This is a genomic window from Psychrobacter sp. DWR1-2-3, from assembly GCF_049896465.1.
GTDB classification, from domain to species: domain Bacteria; phylum Pseudomonadota; class Gammaproteobacteria; order Pseudomonadales; family Moraxellaceae; genus Psychrobacter; species Psychrobacter maritimus.
Window position 1 is genome coordinate 636,103 of sequence record NZ_JAFCUJ010000001.1, and the last position, 22,452, is coordinate 658,554.

Consider the following 22,452-nt stretch of genomic DNA (forward strand, 5'->3'; position numbering starts at 1 on the left):
TTTAGTCTTTAGCTGTTCTTAAATTTATTTATTGTGATGACCTATTGCTATGCCTTCTATCGCCGCTCGTCTGATTCCTGCTTGGTTACGTCAGTACCAGCTGTCTGCCCTGCCGACTGATGTCATCGCGGGATTGGTCGTTGGGGTGCTCGTCATTCCACAAAGCTTAGGCTATGCGGTGCTAGCAGGATTGCCGCCTGTCTATGGACTCTATGCGGCTATCGTACCCGTTCTGGTGTATGCGTGGATAGGCTCAAGTAATGTGCAAGCTGTGGGACCCGTCGCTATCACCGCGATTATGACGGCAAGTAGTCTGCATCCTTACGCCAATGAGGGCACGCAGCAATATATACTAATGGCCAGTTTATTGTCATTGATGGTTGGGACGATGTTATGGCTGGCAGGTCGGCTTAAGCTTGGCTGGATTATGCAGTTTATCAGTCGCGGCGTATCAGCAGGTTTCATCAGTGGCGCGGCGGTACTGATTTTTGTCAGTCAGCTTAAGTATCTGACGGGGATTCCTATTGCAGGTAATGGCCTTATCGGTTATTTATCGAGTATGCAGATGTATGCCCGCCAGCTGCATCCGCTAACCTTAGTTATTGGCGTCATTGCTTTTACGCTGTTATTTGCCAACCGTTATGCTAGCAAATGGGTTTGGCGCTCTTGGCTGTCAGCCTCTTATGCTAAGTGGGCTGAGCGTCTATTTCCGCTCATTTTGCTTGCTCTTGCCATTGTGTTAAGCATGAGCTTACATTGGACAACGCACGGCGTGGCAACGATTGGTACTATTCCGCAGGGGCTGCCTACTTTTACCCTACCATACGTGCCAGATTTTCATGAAACGCTCAACCTATTACCAAGCGCCGGTTTAATGGCATTGATTATTTTTGTTTCAAGCAGCTCAGTTGCTAGCAATTATGCACGCCTGCGCGGCGAAACCTTTGATGCCAATCGTGAGCTTACTGGTTTGGGACTGGCCAATATGGCGGGCGGATTCTTTCAAAGCTTTACGGTCGCTGGCGGCTTTTCACGTACCGCAATGAATGCCGACTCAGGTGCCAAAACGCCGTTCGCAAGTTTAGTAACGATACTGATCATGATTGCAGCGTTAATCGCTTTTGGCAATTTATTAGCACCTCTGCCCTATGCTTTATTGGGCGCAACCATCATGGCATCGATTGTCGGTCTCATTGATATGGCGACTTTAAAGTCAGCATGGCAACGCGACCGCCTAGATGCGGCAAGCTTTCTAGCAGCATTTATCGGTGTGCTGATATTTGGGCTAAATACTGGCTTGGTTATCGGTTTGATGGTGTCGTTTGCCAGCCTAATTTGGCAATCGAGCAAACCACATGTCGCCGTCGTTGGTCAGCTAGCGGGCACAGGGCATTTTCGCAATATCAATCGTCATGATGTGGTGACGTTTAGCAATTTATTAATGCTGCGTATCGATGAAAGCTTGTTTTTTGGCAATAGTGAATCCGTGCATCGCAGGGTCATACAAGCGACGCGGCAATATCCCGAAGCGCATGAGATTATTCTTATTATGTCGGCGGTCAATCATATTGACTTGACCGGACAAGAGATGCTTATCAGCCTCAATCAAGAACTGTTGAATCAAAGAAAGCACTTAAGCTTTAGCTTTATCAAGGGACCGGTCATGGACATTATTGAAAACACACCGGTCATAACCCACCTATCAGGGCAAGTTTATTTGAGCACCATGGACGCGGTCAATGCACTTAAAGATGTTTAACTCATAAGTAACCAATTTTCCTCTTAAATCAATCATGACAGAGATTGTTTGTGACAAAACATCAGTGACAAAAGATAGATATGATAAAAGCTGTGTTATGCTAAATTACTATCAGATTTAAAACTTACTGTCTCTAGAAACACCAGAAATTCTAACGCCATTTAATATATGCGACTTAAGCTACTTATGACCGATGATTTAACCATTTATAAGCAAATTTACCCAAGCCAATGCGTCAAGATTGCCGAGCTTGGCTACCGCTCTGTGCTCAATATTCGACCTGACGCTGAGACAGAAACGCAGCCGAATAGCTGTGATTTTAGCAGTGCGACTGCAAAAGCCAACCTCACTTATCAGCATTTACCATTTGATGATGAGCGTTTAAGCATGGCGACTGTCGAGCAGTTTGCAGCCTTTTATCGCACCATGCCCAAACCCATCCTGATGTTTTGCGGCACGGGTGCACGCGCCAAATTACTGTATCAAAGTGCGCTGATGCAAGGCTTGTTGTAAAGAGCCGTTGTATTTTACTTAAGTGCTTTAAGCTAATCACAAAATTTCATTTTTACGCTAAAAAATAACAAGGAGCTCTTATGAGCCATCAAGTTAGTATTACCGGACAAATCACCCCTGACCAAGTACCTATGATTGCTGAAAATGGTTTTAAAACCATTATCAACAACCGTCCAGATGGTGAAGAACCAAACCAACCAACCAGTGCTGAGATTGAAGCCGCCGCTAAAAAAGCAGGACTTGCTTATAAAGAAGTGTCTTTTGCCGGTAGTGAGCTTAATCAAAACCATGTCGAAGAATTTGCTGACTTTTTTAACCAAGCTGAGCAGCCAATGCTGATTTTTTGCCGTACCGGTAACCGCTCAACGGGTATTTATGAGGCGGCAAAGCGTATGGATTTATTAGACGATTAATACGGATTTAAATATAACCGTTACTGCTTGAAAAACGCCCGTCCAAACTTTGGATGGGCGTTTTTTGCATATTACTCAACTATAGACTGGTCAATTCTTAATAATGAAGACATAATAAAATCCTACTGATATCCCTTAATAGGACTTTATGATGCAAAAACCGTTACTCATCATCGGCAATAAAAATTATTCGTCGTGGTCATTGCGAGCTTGGCTACTATTCAAGGCATTTAACATTGATTTTGATGAGCAACTGATTGAGCTGTTTCATCCATCAGCGACAGCCACTCTCAATGAGCATGCGCCAACCGGCAAAGTACCGGTTTTGGTTTATGGTCAAGACAACGATAATAACAGCGATAAGGTCACGGTCTGGGATACCTTAGCGATTACCATTCACGCCAATGACTATCTGACAGACTTAGATGTTTGGACAGGACTGAGTAAATTTCATACTAACAGCAATAACAGCAATACCAGCAATACCAGCAACAGAATAAACAGCGCTTATTGCCAAAGCATTATTGCGGAGATGCACTCAGGTCTAATGGGCATTCGTAGTGAGATGCCAATGAACATTCGAGCTACCGCGAAAATACAACCAAGCGCTGCATGCTTAAAGGATATCGCCCGTATAGAAAATATCTTTGCAGATTGTTTAAAAAATCGTCCAAAAGACAGCTATCTTTTTGGACTCTTCACGGCTGCAGATGCTTTTTTTGCCCCTGTGGTTCTACGCTTGCAGACTTATGCGGAGGCCTCGGGCATACCATTGCAACCAATAACCAAACAGTATTGTGCAACGATGTTAAACAATCCTCATCTACAAGCTTGGCAAGAAGCGGCACTCAATGAAACGCGCATTATTAAAGAAGATGAAGCCGGTGTATTACTCTCGGTAGCTGGTGTATTAGCAGATTAAAACTACATCAAACGCAAAATCAAACGTTTGCTAAATTTTTAATAACGCTTAAGATGATAGAAACACAAGGACTGTGATTTCTTTAGCAAGTTACTTTTAATACGCTTTCAATATGTTTTCAATAGGTCTTTGATGCGCCTCTATAATTAACAAGGAATGTTTCATGAGTAATAATGCGTTGGCGCTATTGCCGCTAGCACTTGCCTATATTATGTTTACCTTAGGAACGGGGCTTAAGCCAAGTGATTTTAAGGTCATCGTTAATCACCCAAAAGCGTTTATTGTCGGCTTAATCAACCAAGTCATCTTTGTGCCGTTGGTTGCGTTAGCGGTCGTCTTAGTCATGTCGCCACCACCTGCTATTGCCTTTGGTATCATGCTGATTAGCTTTTGCCCAGGCGGTGTGACCAGCAACATGCTCACCTACTATGCCAAAGGTAATGTGGCGCTGTCAGTGGCACTCACGGGCGTAGTGAGCCTGTTATCAGTGGTGACACTGCCTATCTTAATTACGCTAGCTTTTAATCACTTTATGCAAGATCAAGCAGGCTCTATCAGCGCACTAAAAATCGGCGTGGTGATGTTTTTACTGACTACCTTACCTGTAACCCTAGGTATGCTCGCGCGTTATAAATTTACTGACTTTATGGTACGTAGAAGCGGCATTCTAAATGGCTTAGCCAGTCTGTTTTTTGTCTTAATCGTCTTTGCTGCTATTGCGACCAACTGGCAATTACTACAAGAGCAATTGGCGTCTATTGGGTTTGAGTTGGTCTTTATCATTGTCATCTTGTTTGGCTTAAGTATTCTGACCTCTAAAGCCATGAAGCTCAGCTGGTTTGATACCAAAACCATCTCGATAGAAACCAGTATTCAAAACAGCACAACTGCGATTACCTTGGCACCTATCATTATGGGTGTCAGCACATTACCGGTCATCGCCCTACCTGCTGCGGTATATGGTGTGTTGATGTATGTGGTTGCGCTGCCCGTGATTGCGTTGATTCGGAATAAAAACTGATTGTATAAGCACAAAAAAAAGCCATCTCATTTGAGATGGCTTTTAACACTAACGGTAGAGCTAAATAACTTACTGCATAACTAAGTATTCAAACGCTGATAATGCGGCTTTTGAACCTTCGCCCATTGCAATATTAATCTGCTTAAATGGTACGGTCGTGACATCACCACAAGCAAAGATACCTTTGCGGTCGGTGCGGCAGCGCTCGTCAATCTCAATCTCGCCAAAGCGGTTTAGATCAACAAAGCCTTTGACAAATTCAGTATTCGGCACCAAACCAATCTGCACAAACACTGCTGAAACATCAAGCTCTTTGGTTTCACTGCTGCTACGGTCTTGATAAACGATAGACGTCACTTTACCATCTTGCGCTTTGATTTCTTGAGTCGCTGCTCCAGTGATAAATTCAATATTGGCTTTTTCTTTGGCTTTATTAATCAATACCTGATCCGCTTTTAGCTCATCGGCGAATTCAAGGACGGTCACATGTTTAACGATACCTGCCAAGTCTAGCGCCGCCTCGATACCTGAGTTACCGCCACCGATGACAGAGATGTCTTTACCTTTAAAGAACGGACCATCACAGTGCGCGCAGTAAGCAACGCCTTTACCGACGTTTTCATCTTCACCCGGGACACCAAGCTTACGCCACTGAGCACCAGTCGCCAAGATAATACTGCGTGTCTCAAACGTCTCACCAGTATTTAGATGAATTCGGTAGTTTTCATCATCCGTCTCGCTAATTTCTTTGACGCTGACATGCTCTTTGAGCGTAATGTCATATTCGTGTAAATGCTTTTCAAAGTTCGCCGACAGCTCACTACCGGTCGTTAAAGGTACAGAGATTAAGTTCTCGATATCTTGCGTGTCTTTCACCTGCCCACCAATACGATCAGCGACCATAGTGACTTTTAAGCCTTTACGCGCGGTATAAATCGCCGCCGCAACGCCAGCAGGACCGGCACCGATAATCGTCACATCTTGCTGCTCTAGCTGTTCAGCATCGTCATCAGCTTCGCTCAGTAAATCAGGAAACTGCTCTTGCAACTTCTCAATCAATTTAGCCGTGTCAATCAGACCATTAGCAAACGGCTTACCATTTAAGAACACTGCTGGTACGCCTTGGATGTTATTGGCTTCTACTTGCTCTTGGAATAATGCGCCATCGATCATCTCATTACTGATGTCATCATTGAGCAAGGCAAATTGGTTCAGCGCTTGCACCACTTCTGGGCAACTGTGGCACGAGAGCGACACGTAAGTCTGAAACTGTAGCGGCTTATTAAAACGCTTAATCAGCTTTTGAATACCTTCATCAAGTTTTAAGGTATGACCGCCAGCTTGCAAAATCGCCAAAATCAGCGAGGTAAATTCATGACCTCCAGGGATACCGCTAAAGACAATACCGGTATCGGTCAATGCGCCATCGATATGGCTGACTACTTTAAAGCTAATCGGGCTTGGCAAGCTGTCATCGGTAGCTGTACTGTCAAAATTAATCTTATCCGTGGTGCCAGCGATTTTAGTCAAAAAATCAATCAGCTCAGCGCGCTTGCTATGTTCGCCGCTACCCAATACAAAGGTAATTGGGCGAGTCATGTTTTCACTGTAGCTTTTGACTGCATCTAATAAACTTTTATCTATCATGTTTGTTCCTCATTATTATTAAATATGTAACGCCAGCTACGATGCTGAGCATTTGAATAGTGTTTGGTGATAAGTTAAGTCGCTGATTTAGAACGCTAAAAATACCGGCCTTATCACCTTTGATACGTCTATTATCAGGGGTTTGCAGGTTTTGGGCAAGCTGATAAACTCAAACCTTACGTTTTATAAAATATATCATAAACCAATATTATTATTTAAATTTAAAACCACTGATAAATAGTAGCCAATGATAGTCGTAGTATCTGGCAAATTTTTTCGCTACAATCGAGTGAGGCGAATAAGAAAAACTCTTATTTGTCCCATGGCAGATTAGCGGTTATCGCAGTGTATTAACAGCCCTTTCTGCTGCTAGTAAGTCTATGCACTTTTGAGCTGAATAACGATTTGGCTCAATGACATTCAAGTCTCACAATCATAGCAATTCATCACAGCACTCTTAACTAAAATGCGCCGATGCTTTGATAAGCTTGCGCTTTATAACAAGGATGACAACATGAGAAAGACTGATACATGGCAAGACAACAGAGATATTATTGCTGAGCTTAAGCAAAAAGACAGTCACTTTGCGACTATTTTTGACGAACATACGCAGCTTGATCAGCAAATCAATCAGCTGGATAAAGATTTGGTCAAGCATGCCAGTCGTGATGAAGAAATTGAGCAAATGAAACGGCGAAAGCTGCATTTAAAAGATGAGATTTACAAAATAATCGATAAAAATAAATTACAATCTCACGCTTAACTAGTGGCCAGTTTATACCGTTAGATATTATAAAGTCTTATAAGATTGAGACAAAAAAAGACCCCGTTAACATCAGTTAACGGGGTCTTTTTCATAGCACTTTATTTAGCATTATCAATCAGCAAATACCGCTTTAAATAATACTAAAATCTTAATCTAATAACTTTAGTCTAATAAAGAAAGACTTAGATTTTACCAACTAGATCAAGGCTTGGTTTAAGAGTTTCTTGACCTTGTTCCCAAGCTGCTGGGCAAACTTCGCCGTCGTTTTCACGAACATACTGTGCTGCTTTCACTTTACGTAGCATGTCTTTTGCACTACGGCCAATGCCGCCTGCATGGATTTCAGCAACTTGAATCAAGCCGTCTGGATCCACTAAGAATGTACCGCGCTCAGCCAAACCTGCTTCTTCAATCATGACGTTAAAGCCACGAGTGATACGACCAGTAGGATCGCCGATCATTGGGTAAGTTACTTTGCCGATGGCTTCTGAAGAATCATGCCATGCTTTGTGGGTGAAATGCGTATCGGTTGATACTGAGTACACTTCTACGCCCAAACCTTTAAGCTCTTCGTAATGAGCTGCCATGTCTTCAAGTTCAGTTGGGCAAACAAAGGTAAAGTCAGCTGGGTAAAATAGGAAGATTGCCCAGCTGCCTTTTACGTCTTCTGAAGTGATGGTTTTGAACTCACCGTTTACAAACGCATCTGCTGAAAACTCTGGGATTTCTTGATTGATAATAGACGCCATGATTGGCTCCTTTTTTTGATTGATTGTTGTTGAGTTAATTGATGTTTATTGTTGGTTATTTCTACTAACCCTTTGCTTAACTGGGCTACCTGACAAACTATACGCGAATTCTATGGTTAATCCAGTTAAAAATTTTTAATGTGATGTTTTGTTTTATTAAACTTGTTAAACTATTCTATCTGCTTTTTTATCCGTATATCGGCATTAAATTGCTATAGTACACAAGATAAACGAGTAAAACAAATTGCGTTAAAAACCCATTAACAGAGAGGTTTTATGATCACCTTACGTCAACTTGAGTTTGCCTTAGCGGTTGCCAAACATCGTCATTTTAAGCGTGCGGCAGAAGACTGTAATATCTCACAATCAGCGCTGAGCTTGGGTATCGCCGAGTTAGAAAAACAGCTTGATACGCAGATTTTTGAGCGAAATAATAAGCAAGTCTTGATTACGCCTATCGGTGAAGATATCTTGACGCGGGCGCAGCGCGTGTTTTCGGAAGTCAATGATTTGACCACGCGCGCGCATAGCCATCAGTCGCCGCTTGCTTACCCTATGACCGTCGGAATTATTCCAACGATTGCCCCTTATTTGCTGCCAAAAGTGTTGCCTGCGCTACGTGAGCACTATCCAGAATTTCGTATGACCATTGTCGAGCAGCAAACCGAGCGCTTGCTCGAGCAAGTGCGCTACGGTCATATTGATACCGCCATTATTGCGCTGCCGTATGCGGTCGATGGCTTGCATACTTTTGAGTTTTGGAGCGAGGACTTTTTTGCCGTCTTCCCAAAAGATGACGTCCATGCCAAACTTAAAACCATCAATGCTGATGAGCTAGCAACGGCCAATCTGATGCTATTAGGTGAAGGACATTGCTTGACGGATCAAACACTGACGGTCTGTCATTTTGACCGCGCGCAAATGAAATCGAGTTTTTCTGATGCCAGCTTAAACACCCTTATTCAAATGGCACTTGCCAATATGGGGACGACATTAGTGCCAGAGATGGCATTAGACCAGCTACATCTGCAAAATCAAAATGCAGTTGCGGTGCCACTAGCCGAGGAAGGACCGCATCGTCATATCGCTTTTGTCACTCGTTTAAATTATGCCCGCGTCGATGATGTCAATTTATTAGGCAAGCTCTTTAAACAAGCATTTGAAGATGCTGCTAGTAAAAAGTAAGCATTTGCTAATAGATTGCAGTCATTAAATAAAGGCTAACTATGGACGGGTTGTCACAAATAGAGACTGAGCTCGGTAAGCTTTTCGAGTGGCATTTAACGGCTATTAATAACGCTATCGAGCCAGCAATATTAAAAGCACTTTGGCAAGATATCGATATGCGTTATAACGAAAGCCAGCGCGCTTATCATAGCTTGCAGCATATTCAGCAATTATTTACGCAGTTTGAACAGATTAAGCATCATTTAAATGAGCCGCATATTATCGCATTGGCACTGTTTTATCATGACGTGATATATGAACCGACGCGCTCAGATAATGAGCTTAAAAGTGCAGAATATGCCGTAGATTCGTTAAGTCCTTATCTGACTGCTGAGCAATGCCAATATATCTACGCGCTGATAATGATGACGGCTAGCCATCAAATTGCCGACATTGATGAAGGGTCAGACAAAGCTAGAAAAAGCGATGCCGCCTATTTACTAGATATGGACTTAAGTATTTTAGGGGCATCTTGGCCTGAGTATGAACAGTATGCGCAAGCTGTCCGCCAAGAATATGCGCATATCTCAAATATAGATTATCGCGTTGGACGCATAGCAGTATTAACAGGATTGTTAGCGCATCCAACGCTTTATCTGACTGATTATTACTATGCACGGTTAGAAGAACAAGCTCGAGAAAACATCAAGCGTGAGATTATTTTGCTTGCATCTTAATAAACAGCTCACTGCCCTGCCGTGCAGGATATGAGTTATAACTTGTCTCCATAATTTCAATATCAAAATAAGGCGCAAAACGCTGTTGGTATTCAGCTTTTGTACCGCCAAACGGTGGCTCGTCTCGTCCAAAGTCTTTATCAAACAGCAAACCAACCAGCTTACCATTCGGTTTCAATAATGCTGCCATCTGCGCTACATATTCATCACGGCGCGCAGGATTTATCGCACAAAAAAACGTCTGCTCAAGCACCCAATCAAACTGATACTTCTCAGGCGACAATTCAAAAAAGTCGGCACAGATTAAATGCTCAGCTGGAAAGTCAGGATAGCGCTCCGCAAACGCTTCAATCGGCGCAGGCGCAAAATCAACCAAAGTAACATTGGTAAAACCTTGCTCATGGAGATAACCAACCTCGTAAGCATTACCTGCCCCTGGCACTAAAACAGCCTGACTTTTAGCAGATTCAGGCAATTGATCAATATAAGCTTGGAGCGGTGGCGACACTTGTCCCATATCCCAACCGATACTGTCTTGCTCATAACGCTGCTGCCAAAACTGCGCTTGATTGACGTTTTCCATATGACATCCCTGTATGTACGATAGATAAGAATATTATTTAAACGACATAATTTGTATCGTTATGATTAATCATATCAGTCTTATGGCGCTTGTTGACAGTACTTGTTGACAGTACTTGTTGATAATACTTGTTGATAATACTTGTTGATAATACTTGTTGATAATACTTGTTGATAATACTTGTTGATAATACTTGTTGATAGTACTTAGGTGAAGGGTTTAATCTAACTGTCCCGCCTTCCCTGCCAGTATATTATGCCAATGCTGATAATCAGGCATCGCGGTAGCCACCGTTTGCCAAAAGGCGCGGCTATGATTGGCATGATGTAAATGACACAGCTCATGGACGATGACGTATTCGGTGCATTCGATAGGATAAGCGGGCAGATAGACGGATAGCCAAATCCGCCGTGCACGCGTATTACAGCTACCCCAGCGCGTATGCATTTTTTTCAGGCGTATCTCATTGGCTGTCGCACCGACAATTGGTTGCCATTTTTCAAACAGAGAAGGTATGACTTCAGAAAGCTGTTGTCGATAGTAAGTAATTTTTTCATCATGATTTAAGGTGAACGATTGCTCTACGCCCCATAACAGCAGCGTGCTATCGGCAGTTGATGACTCTTTTAAAAATTCTTTTGAAGGAAGTTGTCGCCGCCTATATTGCTCTAATACTTGGCCGTGATTAGCGATTGCCCATGGCACACGCTTCGCCACAGCCTGTGCAGCTTGGGCTGAACTAATAAACAATGGCACAGAAACCATTAATTTATGCGGTTTTAAGCGAAAGTTGATATTTTTGACCCGCTTTTTGCTGATATGTAGCTTAATATCCGCTTGCGCCAAACCTTGAATAGCTTTTTTTAATAAAGGTGACTGGTATGCAGACGGCATATTCATGCTCAAAGCGCTTGTAAGTGATTGTCAAACGACATCATATGACATTTGCTGTCTTTAAGAATACGGTCGTTTTTCTCTACAGTATCCAATTGTGCCGTTGCCAAGCTATCAACAGTTAACGCCGTTAACTGACCTTGGCCATCACTAACAATAAAGCCTGATTGCTCATCACGACTATCTGTCTTATTAGTGCGCTGACTAAACAGTACTGCTACCCCTGCACAATCTGGCAGGCTAACATCAGTTATTAAGGTGCGAGTATTTAAGTCATAAAGCGCCGCACAACCGCCAATCGGCGTGGTTACGCATAATAAGTTACGCTCACTGTCGACCGCTACACTGGCGATATATTGATGGAAGCGTTGCCACTGGTTATTGGGCATAATAAGCGCTTTAAAATCACTATCACCGCGTTTATGCGTCAATACTAACGGCACATTAATATGCTTTTCGCCTTGGAATTGAATACCTATCATCACCGTTCCATCGTCATGCATGGCTAGATGACGTACGCTCATTTGATTGTGTTCAGGCGTAATCTGCTCAAGCAAAGCGCCAGTATGACGATTAAGGTAAACCAATGATGGTCGCATACTGTCTAAATTAAGTTCTTCGCGCGACGCTTGCTCGGTTTTGATACCACCATTCGCAATCACTAACGTCTCACCATCGGGATGCATAATCAGCTCATGCGGACCAATACCATACGAGTCAAATTCTGCGATTTTTTTATATTTATCATCAGCATCATAGATACCGATTTTACCCTCTAAACTTAGGGTGTCATTTTCGGTCACATAGAGCAATTTACCGTCTAGGCTATAGCAAGCATGCCCATAAAAATGCCGATGAGTAGATGCTTTAATAGCAAAATTTACTTGTCCGCTCGCCGTGTCTAATACCCAAAACTTTTCACTCGGACGCCGACCCATGACCACGACATCGCGATTTTGGTTATGATTAGCATTTTGGTTGTGGTTAGAAAAGTTACTTTCGCGGTCCAAAACAGGCTGAACAACAATATCGTGGACACGTTCAGGCATGGTGGTTTGCCAAACGATTTGTCTATCGGCATCGATACCGACCACACCAAAGTCATTTTCATTATGACAGGCATCAGCGCCATCATCATTTGCTAATACGACACTTTTTGGCATAGAGGCGACACCGCTAACCCAACAAACGGGGCGCGGTAGTACGGTGGTGGTATGTGCGGCGCTAAAGTCAGCTAGGCTATTATTATTGGCATTTTGCCTAGCATCTATCGGTAAACGATAAGCCTGTTGCCATGCAACTGTAGCTTGCTGATAAGCGTGACGAAACTGCACGAGCTCGCGTTTTGATGTTGCGATTAACGACTGCAACTGCGAGCGCATACCTACTACATAGTCCTGCAAGCTGGCATCAGGGTGACGCTGCTTACGATAACGATGATGGACACCGACAAGCGCAGCTGTACCCATGACAGCAGACAGCATGGTCAATGCGGATGTTACTAGCAGCTCATTATTAGGCTGCTTATTTTGTGGCTGCTGCTGTGACTGCTCTTGCGATTCATTTGCTGTTTTAGTATCGATAGAGTGCATTTTTTTAATCGCCATCAGTGCTATTAAAGCCCACACGGATACCGAGGGTCGGAATCAATTGGCGTTTAATAATGCGCGTAATGGTCGTCAGCTTGTCATACAGCTCTTGCTGGGTAGCTTTATCAGCCGTCGCTAAGTCTTCTGGCATTTGCGCCAATAATGTGGTCGCATCAGCAAGCGCGGTCGATAGATTATCTGCCACTGCGTTTTCATTATTGCCCCCAAGAATAGCGGTTAAGACGGGATCGGTCATTGCTTTATTTAGCGTGGCCAATTTAGCATTGATAATCGCGCGGCTTTGCCCTGCGGTCGCAGCTGGCAGGTGACCTTTTTTCTTACCGGTTAAGCCTAATGGCTGATCAATGGCATTGGACTTCATGGTCTCAACCAATGACAATAAAGAATTAAACCATTGGTTTAAACCTTGATCACTCTCAGCGGTTTTATCAATCGCTAATAAAGTGATTGAGTTTTGCTGCCAGTTTTTCTCAATATCTTTAAGACGCGTGCTTAAGGCACTGCTTGCGCTCATTACATAAGCACATTGCCCAGCATTCAAGCTATCATTGGCATATAACGCTTCTTCTAATCCTGGTATACCTTGGACAATAGCGCTCTCGTTAGCCAGTTGCTCAGCGGTGAGCTTAGGATTGGCAGCAATGAGATCGGCAACACCACCATGTACCAGACCGCGCTCATCAGGATAATAATTGATATATAAATTACTCATGCTTACCGTCGCTGGACCGAAATTAATCATCTCAGCGCCAGCCCATGCTTGCGCGAGCACCAACCATTGGGCGCGCAGCGCTTGCAGCTCATTACCGCTGACTGGCGCGTGCTGACAATGCTTTTGTGCCAACTCATGCAATAAATCACTCTGCTTCGCGGCATCCGCATAAGCGGGAATAACAATATCATTTGCCACATGGGTCAAATAGGTCTTTTCAGTATCAGCGCTAATATCAACAGCGATAATCTTATCTGTACTATTGTCTTTTTCAGCTGTAGCCGTAGAAGTAGCGCTCTCTTGAGCAACTTGGCTGTCTACTTCTGGTGCTTTGCTCTCATCAGCAGGTTTGACGCAGCTGATAAGGATACCCGCACTTAGTGCTGATAGTGCCATTGCTAGAGCATGGTTTATTTTCATAGATTTCTCGGTATTTATATAGCTATTAATATAAGTAATTATTTAAATCTGTACATTTAAGGCGGGCAATTTTTAAATGCCTTTTAGATGGTTTTTAAATGGCTTTTAAAGTGTATAGCCTGACTTTTATAATGACTTTAAGAACGCATTTAATTCACTGCGCCCTTGTTTGTCTAACTTTAATACCTTTTGTTTCTGCTTTTCCGCTTCGCCGCCATGCCATAGCACCGCCTCCATCAGCGTACGAGCGCGACCATCATGTAAAAATGTCGCTTGCGAATCAACGGTTTGCGCAAGCCCAATACCCCATAATGCAGGCGTACGCCATTCATAAGAATTGGCTAAAAATTCAACTTGTAAGTCTTTCGATGGCAGCTTGCCAGCGATAGTACGATCAGCAAGATCATTTCCCATGTCATGTAATAATAAATCAGTATAAGGATAAATCACTTGCCCATGCTGCTCAAGATGGTCATCGTCGGTTTTTGGCAACTGATATCTTGGCGTATGACAGCTTTGACAGCCCATATCATAAAAGCGTTTTTTGCCCGCCAGTACTAGCTTATCGTCAGCATTACGGCGATGGGGCACCGCTAAATTGCGGGTATAAAATTCAACGAACTTTGCCACTTCATCATTGACTTCAACCGGTGGTTTGCCATTGCCTTGCTCATCAGCACCCGTTGCCGCGTTTATACAAGCGGTCTGCGTGGGCATGCAAGATTCATGCGGACGGATATTGGAGGTCAGTCCCATATCTTCATTAAAGGCACTTTGGTTTTGGGTAATCAATTTGGTTTGCCCAGCTTTCCAACCAAAACGACCTAATGCCACTTTGCCCGTTTGTGGATCCATAACCCAGTTGAATTTGCCGCTGATATCGCCATTGGCATTATTTGTTTTTATCGCTTGTTTTTTAATGGCTTCGTCTGGGATTTGCTCGAGTAGCCCAAGCCCAATCATAGGTAAAGCAACACGCGGCGACACCATCAGCTCGTCATCAAATGCACCATAACCGGGTTTGGTCAAGTTAAAGGTTGGCGACCGCAACGTCTCGACATGACCATCAGCAAAGGTGACGGGCTTGTCTGTCCACTGTACCGCAATGCGCGCCTCAGCAGGTACACCTTGAATACCGCGGTCCTGCAATTGACCGCCATACATAGGATGCACAACTTTTTCTATCAAGGAATTCTCTAATTTTTGGAGCTGCTCCTCGGTAGTAGCAGGCATAGCAAGGCGGATAAGCAAGCTATCAGCATCATCCTCACTGCTCATCGGCGCATGACCGCGACCGTCTTTGATATGACAGGATTGACAGGCAGCGACGTTAAATAATGCACCTAGACCATCGCGGCTATCGGTACTCGCCGGCGCAACCACCCACGGTTGCCTAAAAAATGCATTACCGATAAAAAAAGAACCTTTACGTGAAGCGGTTATATTTGAGGAAGGTTTAGAGTAGCTCTCGCTAGTGGTGATACTAATACCGGTATCGCCGCCTTGCTTAATCTCTTGCGCATCAAAGCTGGCAAGCTGCTGCATAGGCACGCCAGCTAACGTCTCAATAGTCTGGACACGTTCAAAAGTGATTGCTTCATAATGGCTGCTTTCCGAGGGTTTGCCGTCATCTGTAGCAGATGCAGCAACATTATCACTTGGATTATCACTTGGCTGACAGGCGCTTATGGATAGCGCACATACTATTCCTAGCGATAGCTTCAATGGCGAATACTTAAATATTAAAGAGGAATAAAACGCGATAGACTGTTTAGCTTTTAACACATTACTGCTGCTCATAGGGAACCTTAGTTCTAATATAGAACCATTAAAATCGCGTGCTATAATTTTTTCACTTCTATTCGATAAGTATTTCTATTCAATATAATATTCACTGCGCTATGACATATCTGGCTATCTTAATACGCTATAAAAAAACACGCTGCCAACGGTAGTCGACAACGTGTGTATTATACCTAAATTATTTTTCTATGAAAATAATTCTCATTCGCTTATAGTGACTTATTAGGCATATAAAACCAAGCCTATAAATACAGCGACAAACACACAGCCAATTGACGGTATTAAATACGCATTGTCTTAAAACTGTGAACCTGCATCAGCATCTAGATTATCAATACCAACGGCTTTTGCGGTGTTTTCAATACCAGCGGTTAGCTCTTGTAAGCTCGTAATGCTGCTTTCAATCCAACCACGGCGTTTATTTTGCTCCTCAGCAGAGATACCATGCTTGCTTGCTTGTCCTACTGTGGCAATCATTTGGTCGACCTTGATGCCGTCTTTTTCGCCTTTATCAACAATTACCTTAAAGGCCGCTTCTACTTTAGCAAAATCAGCCGCGAGCTTATCAGCCGCCTCTGTATTACCGGTATCAATAAGATAGTGTTTAACGCCGTATCCGCCGACAGTCTTACCGGCGACGGTTTTATAGCTACCATTAAAGACATTTTGAATACCGCGGGCATTATTGGCATAGCTTAAATGGGTTAAATCACTAAAACATTCATGCTCATCTTCGGTAGAGCCGGTGACAAAGGCCACTTGTATGCGCTCAGATGCCAGCTCACCAAGTGCTAAGCTGCCCATTTGGTACATGATTTGACGTAGACCGTTTTTGTCTTTACGTTCCATCATGTCGCTACGCAAGGTGTTTTCGCTATCAGGTTGCCACTCAGCTTCCATCGCAGTCAAATCATCAACCAATAACTGAGTAACCGCTTTTAAATACTGCCCACGGCGCTCGCAAATACTGGTATCAGTATTGACCGTGTCACCGCTGGTGCATTCACCGTCGGTTGTTATATAGTCGCTCACTGGACGGTTGCCTGCGCCCTCACCGACGCCATTGGTATCTTGACCCCACAGCAGAAACTCAATCGCATGATAGCCGGTGGTAACATTGGCTTCACTGCCACCAATCTCACTCATCTCAGCCAATAATTCAGGCGTAATGGTGGTCGTATCTTGTTTTAGGCTACCGACTGTAATGCTGTCACTGTTGATAATATTGTCCTGACTGTTATATTCGCCCTCATAACTGTCACTCACATAATCAATCAACGCCTCATCAAGCGGCCAAGCATTTACCTGCCCTTCCCAGCCATCGATACTGCCAAGCGCACGTTTGTCATTAGCCGTCACAAAGCCTTCGTCAAAGCGGAATATTTCAGTCTGCGAATAAGGCTGGCGCGCCGCTTTATAAGCCGCTTTTGCAGCATCAAGATTTTCTTGGGTCGGCGTTTCTACATAAGTATTAACCGCTGTTTGTAAAATTTTGGCGGTTTCTAAAGAGTCCTTGTAGGCGGTGTGCGCCATATCAGCATAGCTAATCAGCAAGCGATCGATATGCGCTTGGGCAGCCGCTGACGAGGTTTTATTGTCTGTTTTTTCAGTGCCTTGGACGTCAGCTTGGGCGTCCGTACTTGCAGTCTCATCAGACTGCTTGCTACAACCTGATATCATTAATATCACTGCCAGAGCAGCAGCTAAAGTAGTCGGTAAAATTTTACGGCTTGGCGCTGGGCTGATATTCATACACGTCCTCGATGAGATACACTAAATAAAATAGCAAAGTAGAAGTCCAGAGAGTTATAAGGAGAAAATTCAGCAAGATAAGTAGCAAATATTGATTAGAGTAAAACTGTCGATTTCACAATATCATTACATGCTAGCAGAATTTAATACTTGCGAATTATAATGTTATTGATAACTATTATCAAATATAATTTTGAAAGCTTAGATAAGTTTTAGGACAAATTTCAGGCAAAAAAAAGACCAGCTTTGCGCTGGTCTTTTTGTCTCATTCTTTATTTTTTCTTGATTTTTAGTCAATCAATTTTTTAGTCAATCAATATTGATTAACGAACGCTGTTTGGCGCATTAACGGTTAGCTCTACACGGCGGTTTTGTTGACGACCATATTCACTGCTGTTATCAGCAACTGGACGCGACTCGCCATAAGCGACTACGTTGATACGGTTAGAAGCTACGCCACGTGCACTTAAGTAGTTCGCTACTGCATAAGCGCGGTCACGTGATAACTTCATGTTATAAGCATCAGCACCTTTACTGTCGGTATGACCAGCAATAGTAATGGTGTTTTGGTTATATTCATTCATTGTAGAGGCAAGCTTATCAAGCGTTGGTCTAAATGATGGGTTTAAAGACGCATCATCAAACGAGAACGTGATATTACCCGGCATAACCAAGTCAATGTTACCATTAGCATTCGGTGTAACTGTCACACCAGTACCAGCCATTTGCTGTTGAAGTTGCTTGGCTTGACGATCCATATAGTAACCAACGCCAGCACCTAGTGCAGCGCCAATAGCAGCATCACGACCAGTTTTGTCGCCACCTGTTGCTTTTGAGATAGTCGCGCCACCAGCTGCACCAGCTAATGCGCCAAGTGCAGACTTGTTAAGAGTCTGTTGGCCAGTGTATGGATCTGTAGCACAACCGCTTAGAGCCAAACCTGACGCCACTGCTGCAATCATTAATGTATTACGCATAATATTTCCTCTTAAGTTAAAAAAATCGATAGATAAATTTGCTTTTTATAAATATTGCTTATGACCATTATTGGTCAGCAATATCGTTTAGATGTTTATCTACACTTGCTATTATTATGGCAATTGCCATCCATTTGTGTGTAATATTTTGTCACATCTATGTATGAAAAGTGCATAACTATTTATGACTTATTGCTTAGCAACAGAGCCAATTTGCTACCGCAAGTCACGTTTACAGTCGTACACTATAATATTTTTCTGCTAAAATCAGCCAACAAAATGATTATTGCATCAACAATACTAAAACCTGACACGCAATAATAACTGAACTTAGTTAAGGTGTTAAGCAGTTCAAAATGATAAAAATGCTATTAAAAAGTACGTTAGCTCAATTAAATATAAGCGCTTGTTAAGAGAGGCTTATTTATATCATTGGCTTTTATATGGCGAAATTATTACTAATAAATAAGAATCCATATTAAGAATACATTAGTTATATATTTTGAGGTTGATTAAAAAATTCTAAAAAAGTTGCGTGATTAACGAAATGAATAGGAAGGGATTGGATATGTGCTTAAATTCTGCCATACAAAAAATACACGAACGTACGCCAAAATTAGCAAAAGCCATGTCGCTTGCGACAGCAACTGGGGTCATCGCTGCCAATAGCTTTGGCGGTAGCATTCCATTATGGCTAATGGGGGTTGGTAAAATCATCACCGGCGCTCCTATCGCCGATAAGACAGTGATTAAAATCGCTGAACACTGGATTAGCAGCAACAATGCGCTCATCGACAATATGTTGCCGCGTAAAGACTGGCGCATTCATTTGCCAGATGATGTCCATATGGACGGTAAGTACCTGCTGGTCAGTAACCATCAATCTTGGGTGGACACCAGCATCGTGCAATATATCAGTGAAAAACGCTTGCCGCTGACCCGCTTTTTTACCAAATTTGAGCTGATTTATATTCCTATCGTTGGGCAGGCGTTTTACTTTTTAGACTTCCCAATGATGCGCCGCCACTCTAAAGAAGCGGTTGCTAAAAACCCTGCCCTTCAAGGTAAAGATATCGAAGAAGCAAAGCGTGCTTGTGCGTTATTAAAGGACAAGCCCTTTACCTTATTGAACTATTTAGAAGGCACGCGCTTTACCCAAGAAAAGCACGATAAACAAAACTCGCCCTATACCCATCTATTAAAACCGCGCGCCGGTGGTTTGTCGCTGGCTATTAACGCCTTGGGCGCTGACATGGATGGTATCTTAGATATGACCATCGTTTATCCTGACGGCGTACCAACCTATGGCGATTTGTGGAAAGGGAATATCAAACGCTTAGGTGTCGATGTCCGCCATATTAAGATACCTGACGAGCTGTTTGCGGGTATTCAAAACGGTGGTTATGAAAACGATGACGCAGTCAAAGCGCAGATGTTTGATTGGGTCGAGCACATTTGGCGTCAAAAGGATCAACGCATTACTGAGATGCTTGCTGAATTTGATGACACGGCGGTTGATAAAACGCCTTAGGATTAGAACAAAATGTAAAATCTCTATTATTAAGATCCGTTGCTACTGTCAGCGGATTTTTTCTATAAAAAGATAATGGCTAAAATACCAAATTATAATGGTTGATGGCTTGTTTTTTGGCATGATTCATTGATAATGTGAATAACCATTAAAACTCGTTACTTATTTGGTAGTGATTGGCCGAAAGCCACTCACTACTGATGCCATTTATCACTTAATAAGGTATGACTGTGTCCGCCTCTTCTACTAGCAGCGCCCCTATAGAATCAACGTCCGCGCGCAATCAGTCCTCAGACTTATCGAATAGTCCACCACCAAGACCGAATCGTCCCAAGCCCAATCGCTTGAAGCTGACCTATGATATCGTGATGATTATCGCCATCAGTATTGATTTATTATTAATCGGTATTGACGCTATCTTGATGAGTAGTTTTAGTCATGATGCGGCGCAGTGGTTGACCCTGAGTGAGGCATTAAACTGGTATCAAAGTAATATCCACGATTCGTTACGGACAGCCGGTGGCTTCTTTACCTTATTTTTGATTGTAGAGCTGCTATTACGCTGGGCGATTGCTATTAAAGAAAAAGTTTATTACCGCTGGTTCTTTTTCCCTTTTGTCCACTGGTATGAAGTGTTAGGCTGTTTCCCGCAGCTGCGCGCGCTGCGTTTATTTCGCGCGGTGATTATCGGACGCCGATTATATCAGTTGGGTTATCAAGTATTGCCGCAGCCGTGGATTAACCGCATTAACTTTTATATCGATTTACTTTTAGAAGAGCTGTCTGACCGCGTCATCTTAACGACCATTCAGACCTTTCGGCAGCAGCTCACCGACCCTAAAATGCATAAATCGTTTATTGAGTCGACCATCGCGCGCAATCGCAACGAGATTGAGGCGGCGGTGCTATCGCTGCTACGTAAAGAGCTGGCGCCAAAACTCCAAGCACTGACCGAATCATCAGGCGGCGGCACCATTATCGCCACTGAAATGGGCAATGCGATTAAAGAGGGGTTGGCCAATACGCCTGAGCTACGCCGCTATCTGCGCATGATACCTATTGCTGGTAGCTTAATTGAGTCTCAGCTTCAACATGTCGGGCATAATATTGGTGAAAATGTGGTATATGCGCTTAATGAGCGCCTGCTTGACGCCGAACGTCTCGATGCTTTGATGGTCGCTATTGCCAGCGGCGTCGCTCAAATCGATACCGATAACAGTGCCCTTGATACATTAATCTCAAGTATTATTGCCGACAGTTTGGATGAGTTTGAAGCACAAATAAAGGTGCAGCAGTGGAAGCATCAGGACATGCTTAGGTTGTAGCATTTTTAGTCAAAGTGGGCTTAGCAAAAACTGGCTTAGCAAAAATCGGACTAGGAAGAACTGACTTAATAAGAACTGGGTTTTGATCGCTATATTTTTATATAGCGATAGTTTTATATAGCCATACTTTGATAATAAAAACGGCACCGTGAACACCGCAATACGACCATTTTTGAGGATTTATATTATGACGATTTCAGACAATGACCAGCATGCCCTCGCCTCAGCCAACACGCCAGCGTTAGCTTTTTATGGCAAGATGCTGACCTTTTCACGGGTACAGTTTAGCACCGATGATTTTACAGCGATTGCCAGCCAACTTGAAACCACTCTGAGCAATAAGAACAGCAATATACCGGTATTGATTGACAGTGAGGTCGAGCAAGATTTATCGGCGTTGGTCGAACTGCTTTGGTCTTGGGGTTTGCAGCCTATCGGCGTGGTCACAGGCTTGCTAGACGCGCAAGCTCGCGAGCTACGCTTGGCGATATTCCCCGCTGACGGCAAACGTATCGAGCGTATTTTACCGAGTAAAAAAGCCACTACTCAGCTGAGCCAAGTAGCAGCCACTGTGCCCAACAACAGTGCTGACTCTACCACCACTGCTGATAATACGGGTTCAACAGTAGACAACCAAGCGGTTGCAGCAAGCGCAATACCTGAAGTAGCTGAAACTACCTTGACTGCTGAAACGCTTATCAGCGCTGAGCAAATTACCAGCCTCATCTATGATCAAATGCTACGCTCAGGACAAAGCCTCAACCATGTTGGCGGCGATTTGATTTTAACCAACAGTGTCAATAGCGGCGCCGAAGCCATTACCGACAACAACTTACACGTTTATGGCCGCGCCCAAGGTCGTTTGGTCGCAGGGGCAACAGGCGACAAAGACGCGCGTATTTTCTGCCAAGTATTTAACCCTTCATTAGTCTCCGTTGCCGGTACGTATTGCTTACGCGACAACCTACCCGAGCATGTGATTGATAAATCGGTTGAAGTACGTTATTTAGAAGGTCAAGGCTTGGTCTTTACTGTCATGGACGACGCTTAAATTAGCTATGACACTAAGATTATCCAAAGACCTAATTTGCATTTATATTACGACATTCATATCAGCTTAGAAAATGGATAATAAAGACTAAATTGGCGGC

The 22,452-nt window shown here is 43.4% G+C and carries 20 protein-coding genes; 11 read left to right on the top strand and 9 right to left on the bottom strand.

The annotated features are described in order from the left end of the window. The first annotated feature begins 49 nt into the window (after window positions 1–49). The 5 genes from ACP7AA_RS02630 to ACP7AA_RS02650 all read left to right on the top strand — a co-directional run bounded on the left by ACP7AA_RS02630 (window position 50) and on the right by ACP7AA_RS02650 (window position 4,628). Window positions 50–1,759, top strand: coding sequence for a SulP family inorganic anion transporter (locus ACP7AA_RS02630; protein ID WP_426222564.1), 1,710 nt, complete (start codon window positions 50–52; stop codon window positions 1,757–1,759). A gap of 186 nt (window positions 1,760–1,945) precedes the next feature. After that, window positions 1,946–2,272, top strand: a complete 327-nt coding sequence (locus ACP7AA_RS02635; protein WP_191690348.1) for a beta-lactamase hydrolase domain-containing protein — start codon at window positions 1,946–1,948, stop codon at window positions 2,270–2,272. Window positions 2,273–2,352: 80 nt separating this feature from the next. Further along, window positions 2,353–2,685, top strand: coding sequence for a TIGR01244 family sulfur transferase (locus tag ACP7AA_RS02640; protein ID WP_201544531.1), 333 nt, complete (start codon window positions 2,353–2,355; stop codon window positions 2,683–2,685). Window positions 2,686–2,833: 148 nt separating this feature from the next. Then, window positions 2,834–3,607, top strand: coding sequence for a glutathione S-transferase family protein (locus ACP7AA_RS02645; protein WP_426222565.1), 774 nt, complete (start codon window positions 2,834–2,836; stop codon window positions 3,605–3,607). Between the two features lie 163 nt (window positions 3,608–3,770). Continuing rightward, a complete protein-coding gene (locus ACP7AA_RS02650; protein WP_296174035.1) occupies window positions 3,771–4,628 on the top strand; it encodes a bile acid:sodium symporter family protein in 858 nt (285 codons plus the stop codon). Window positions 4,629–4,697: 69 nt separating this feature from the next. On the opposite strand, the gene ahpF is transcribed toward ACP7AA_RS02650, so the two are convergent. Beyond that, on the bottom strand, window positions 4,698–6,275 hold the full coding sequence (gene ahpF / locus ACP7AA_RS02655) for an alkyl hydroperoxide reductase subunit F (protein ID WP_298869788.1): 1,578 nt from the start codon (window positions 6,273–6,275) through the stop codon (window positions 4,698–4,700). Window positions 6,276–6,789: 514 nt separating this feature from the next. On the opposite strand from ahpF, the gene ACP7AA_RS02660 reads away from it, so the two are divergent. Next, window positions 6,790–7,038 (top strand): YdcH family protein, encoded by a 249-nt coding sequence (locus ACP7AA_RS02660; RefSeq protein WP_201564865.1) that lies wholly within the window; start codon window positions 6,790–6,792, stop codon window positions 7,036–7,038. Window positions 7,039–7,223: 185 nt separating this feature from the next. Here ACP7AA_RS02660 and ahpC read toward each other — a convergent pair whose 3' ends face one another. Beyond that, window positions 7,224–7,790 (bottom strand): alkyl hydroperoxide reductase subunit C, encoded by a 567-nt coding sequence (ahpC, locus tag ACP7AA_RS02665; protein WP_201564866.1) that lies wholly within the window; start codon window positions 7,788–7,790, stop codon window positions 7,224–7,226. A gap of 276 nt (window positions 7,791–8,066) precedes the next feature. Here ahpC and ACP7AA_RS02670 point away from each other — a divergent pair, with 276 nt between their 5' ends. Both ACP7AA_RS02670 and ACP7AA_RS02675 read left to right on the top strand, forming a co-directional pair. Then, window positions 8,067–8,975: a hydrogen peroxide-inducible genes activator gene (locus ACP7AA_RS02670; RefSeq protein ID WP_201564867.1), complete on the top strand. Its 909-nt coding sequence runs from the start codon at window positions 8,067–8,069 to the stop codon at window positions 8,973–8,975. Between the two features lie 41 nt (window positions 8,976–9,016). Then, on the top strand, window positions 9,017–9,694 hold the full coding sequence (locus ACP7AA_RS02675; RefSeq protein ID WP_426222566.1) for an HD domain-containing protein: 678 nt from the start codon (window positions 9,017–9,019) through the stop codon (window positions 9,692–9,694). On the opposite strand, the gene ACP7AA_RS02680 is transcribed toward ACP7AA_RS02675, so the two are convergent. The 7 genes from ACP7AA_RS02680 to ACP7AA_RS02710 all read right to left on the bottom strand — a co-directional run bounded on the left by ACP7AA_RS02680 (window position 9,675) and on the right by ACP7AA_RS02710 (window position 18,445). Further along, a complete protein-coding gene (locus ACP7AA_RS02680) occupies window positions 9,675–10,277 on the bottom strand; it encodes a methyltransferase domain-containing protein (RefSeq protein ID WP_426222567.1) in 603 nt (200 codons plus the stop codon). The genes ACP7AA_RS02675 and ACP7AA_RS02680 overlap by 20 nt on opposite strands. Before the next feature lie 219 nt (window positions 10,278–10,496). Then, window positions 10,497–11,171 carry a M48 family metallopeptidase gene (locus tag ACP7AA_RS02685; RefSeq protein WP_426222568.1) on the bottom strand — a complete coding sequence of 225 codons (675 nt, stop codon included), beginning with the start codon at window positions 11,169–11,171 and terminating at the stop codon, window positions 10,497–10,499. A gap of 8 nt (window positions 11,172–11,179) precedes the next feature. Then, window positions 11,180–12,778: a DUF1513 domain-containing protein gene (locus ACP7AA_RS02690; protein WP_426222569.1), complete on the bottom strand. Its 1,599-nt coding sequence runs from the start codon at window positions 12,776–12,778 to the stop codon at window positions 11,180–11,182. Then, window positions 12,768–13,913 carry an imelysin family protein gene (locus tag ACP7AA_RS02695; RefSeq protein ID WP_426222570.1) on the bottom strand — a complete coding sequence of 382 codons (1,146 nt, stop codon included), beginning with the start codon at window positions 13,911–13,913 and terminating at the stop codon, window positions 12,768–12,770. The genes ACP7AA_RS02690 and ACP7AA_RS02695 overlap by 11 nt, the downstream gene beginning before the upstream one ends. Window positions 13,914–14,039: 126 nt before the next feature. Continuing rightward, window positions 14,040–15,713, bottom strand: a complete 1,674-nt coding sequence (locus tag ACP7AA_RS02700; RefSeq protein ID WP_426222571.1) for a di-heme oxidoredictase family protein — start codon at window positions 15,711–15,713, stop codon at window positions 14,040–14,042. A gap of 300 nt (window positions 15,714–16,013) precedes the next feature. Beyond that, window positions 16,014–17,468: an imelysin family protein gene (locus ACP7AA_RS02705; RefSeq protein ID WP_426222572.1), complete on the bottom strand. Its 1,455-nt coding sequence runs from the start codon at window positions 17,466–17,468 to the stop codon at window positions 16,014–16,016. A gap of 323 nt (window positions 17,469–17,791) precedes the next feature. Further along, entirely contained in the window at window positions 17,792–18,445 is a 654-nt protein-coding gene (locus ACP7AA_RS02710; RefSeq protein WP_201564874.1) for an OmpA family protein, read from the bottom strand. Between the two features lie 568 nt (window positions 18,446–19,013). On the opposite strand from ACP7AA_RS02710, the gene ACP7AA_RS02715 reads away from it, so the two are divergent. From ACP7AA_RS02715 to minC, 3 genes are all read left to right on the top strand, one after another. Beyond that, the gene (locus ACP7AA_RS02715; protein ID WP_426222573.1) at window positions 19,014–19,976 is read left to right on the top strand and encodes an acyltransferase; all 963 of its coding nucleotides are present in this window, start codon (window positions 19,014–19,016) and stop codon (window positions 19,974–19,976) included. 230 nt (window positions 19,977–20,206) lie between these two features. Continuing rightward, the gene (locus tag ACP7AA_RS02720) at window positions 20,207–21,301 is read left to right on the top strand and encodes a hypothetical protein (RefSeq protein WP_426222574.1); all 1,095 of its coding nucleotides are present in this window, start codon (window positions 20,207–20,209) and stop codon (window positions 21,299–21,301) included. A 187-nt stretch (window positions 21,302–21,488) separates the two neighbouring features. Beyond that, complete coding sequence (gene minC / locus ACP7AA_RS02725) at window positions 21,489–22,352, top strand: septum site-determining protein MinC (protein WP_426222575.1); 864 nt, start codon at window positions 21,489–21,491, stop codon at window positions 22,350–22,352. The last annotated feature ends 100 nt before the right edge of the window (window positions 22,353–22,452 follow it).

Excerpts from the sequence above, each read along its gene's own strand:
- ACP7AA_RS02630 (WP_426222564.1), top strand. The coding sequence starts at position 50 with ATGCCTTCTATCGCCGCTCGTCTGATTCCTGCTTGGTTACGTCAGTAC.
- ACP7AA_RS02635 (WP_191690348.1), top strand. The coding sequence starts at position 1,946 with ATGACCGATGATTTAACCATTTATAAGCAAATTTACCCAAGCCAATGC.
- ACP7AA_RS02640 (WP_201544531.1), top strand. The coding sequence starts at position 2,353 with ATGAGCCATCAAGTTAGTATTACCGGACAAATCACCCCTGACCAAGTA.
- ACP7AA_RS02645 (WP_426222565.1), top strand. The coding sequence starts at position 2,834 with ATGATGCAAAAACCGTTACTCATCATCGGCAATAAAAATTATTCGTCG.
- ACP7AA_RS02650 (WP_296174035.1), top strand. The coding sequence starts at position 3,771 with ATGAGTAATAATGCGTTGGCGCTATTGCCGCTAGCACTTGCCTATATT.
- ahpF (WP_298869788.1), bottom strand. The coding sequence starts at position 6,275 with ATGATAGATAAAAGTTTATTAGATGCAGTCAAAAGCTACAGTGAAAAC.
- ACP7AA_RS02660 (WP_201564865.1), top strand. The coding sequence starts at position 6,790 with ATGAGAAAGACTGATACATGGCAAGACAACAGAGATATTATTGCTGAG.
- ahpC (WP_201564866.1), bottom strand. The coding sequence starts at position 7,790 with ATGGCGTCTATTATCAATCAAGAAATCCCAGAGTTTTCAGCAGATGCG.
- ACP7AA_RS02670 (WP_201564867.1), top strand. The coding sequence starts at position 8,067 with ATGATCACCTTACGTCAACTTGAGTTTGCCTTAGCGGTTGCCAAACAT.
- ACP7AA_RS02675 (WP_426222566.1), top strand. The coding sequence starts at position 9,017 with ATGGACGGGTTGTCACAAATAGAGACTGAGCTCGGTAAGCTTTTCGAG.
- ACP7AA_RS02680 (WP_426222567.1), bottom strand. The coding sequence starts at position 10,277 with ATGGAAAACGTCAATCAAGCGCAGTTTTGGCAGCAGCGTTATGAGCAA.
- ACP7AA_RS02685 (WP_426222568.1), bottom strand. The coding sequence starts at position 11,171 with ATGCCGTCTGCATACCAGTCACCTTTATTAAAAAAAGCTATTCAAGGT.
- ACP7AA_RS02690 (WP_426222569.1), bottom strand. The coding sequence starts at position 12,778 with ATGGCGATTAAAAAAATGCACTCTATCGATACTAAAACAGCAAATGAA.
- ACP7AA_RS02695 (WP_426222570.1), bottom strand. The coding sequence starts at position 13,913 with ATGAAAATAAACCATGCTCTAGCAATGGCACTATCAGCACTAAGTGCG.
- ACP7AA_RS02700 (WP_426222571.1), bottom strand. The coding sequence starts at position 15,713 with ATGAGCAGCAGTAATGTGTTAAAAGCTAAACAGTCTATCGCGTTTTAT.
- ACP7AA_RS02705 (WP_426222572.1), bottom strand. The coding sequence starts at position 17,468 with ATGAATATCAGCCCAGCGCCAAGCCGTAAAATTTTACCGACTACTTTA.
- ACP7AA_RS02710 (WP_201564874.1), bottom strand. The coding sequence starts at position 18,445 with ATGCGTAATACATTAATGATTGCAGCAGTGGCGTCAGGTTTGGCTCTA.
- ACP7AA_RS02715 (WP_426222573.1), top strand. The coding sequence starts at position 19,014 with ATGTGCTTAAATTCTGCCATACAAAAAATACACGAACGTACGCCAAAA.
- minC (WP_426222575.1), top strand. The coding sequence starts at position 21,489 with ATGACGATTTCAGACAATGACCAGCATGCCCTCGCCTCAGCCAACACG.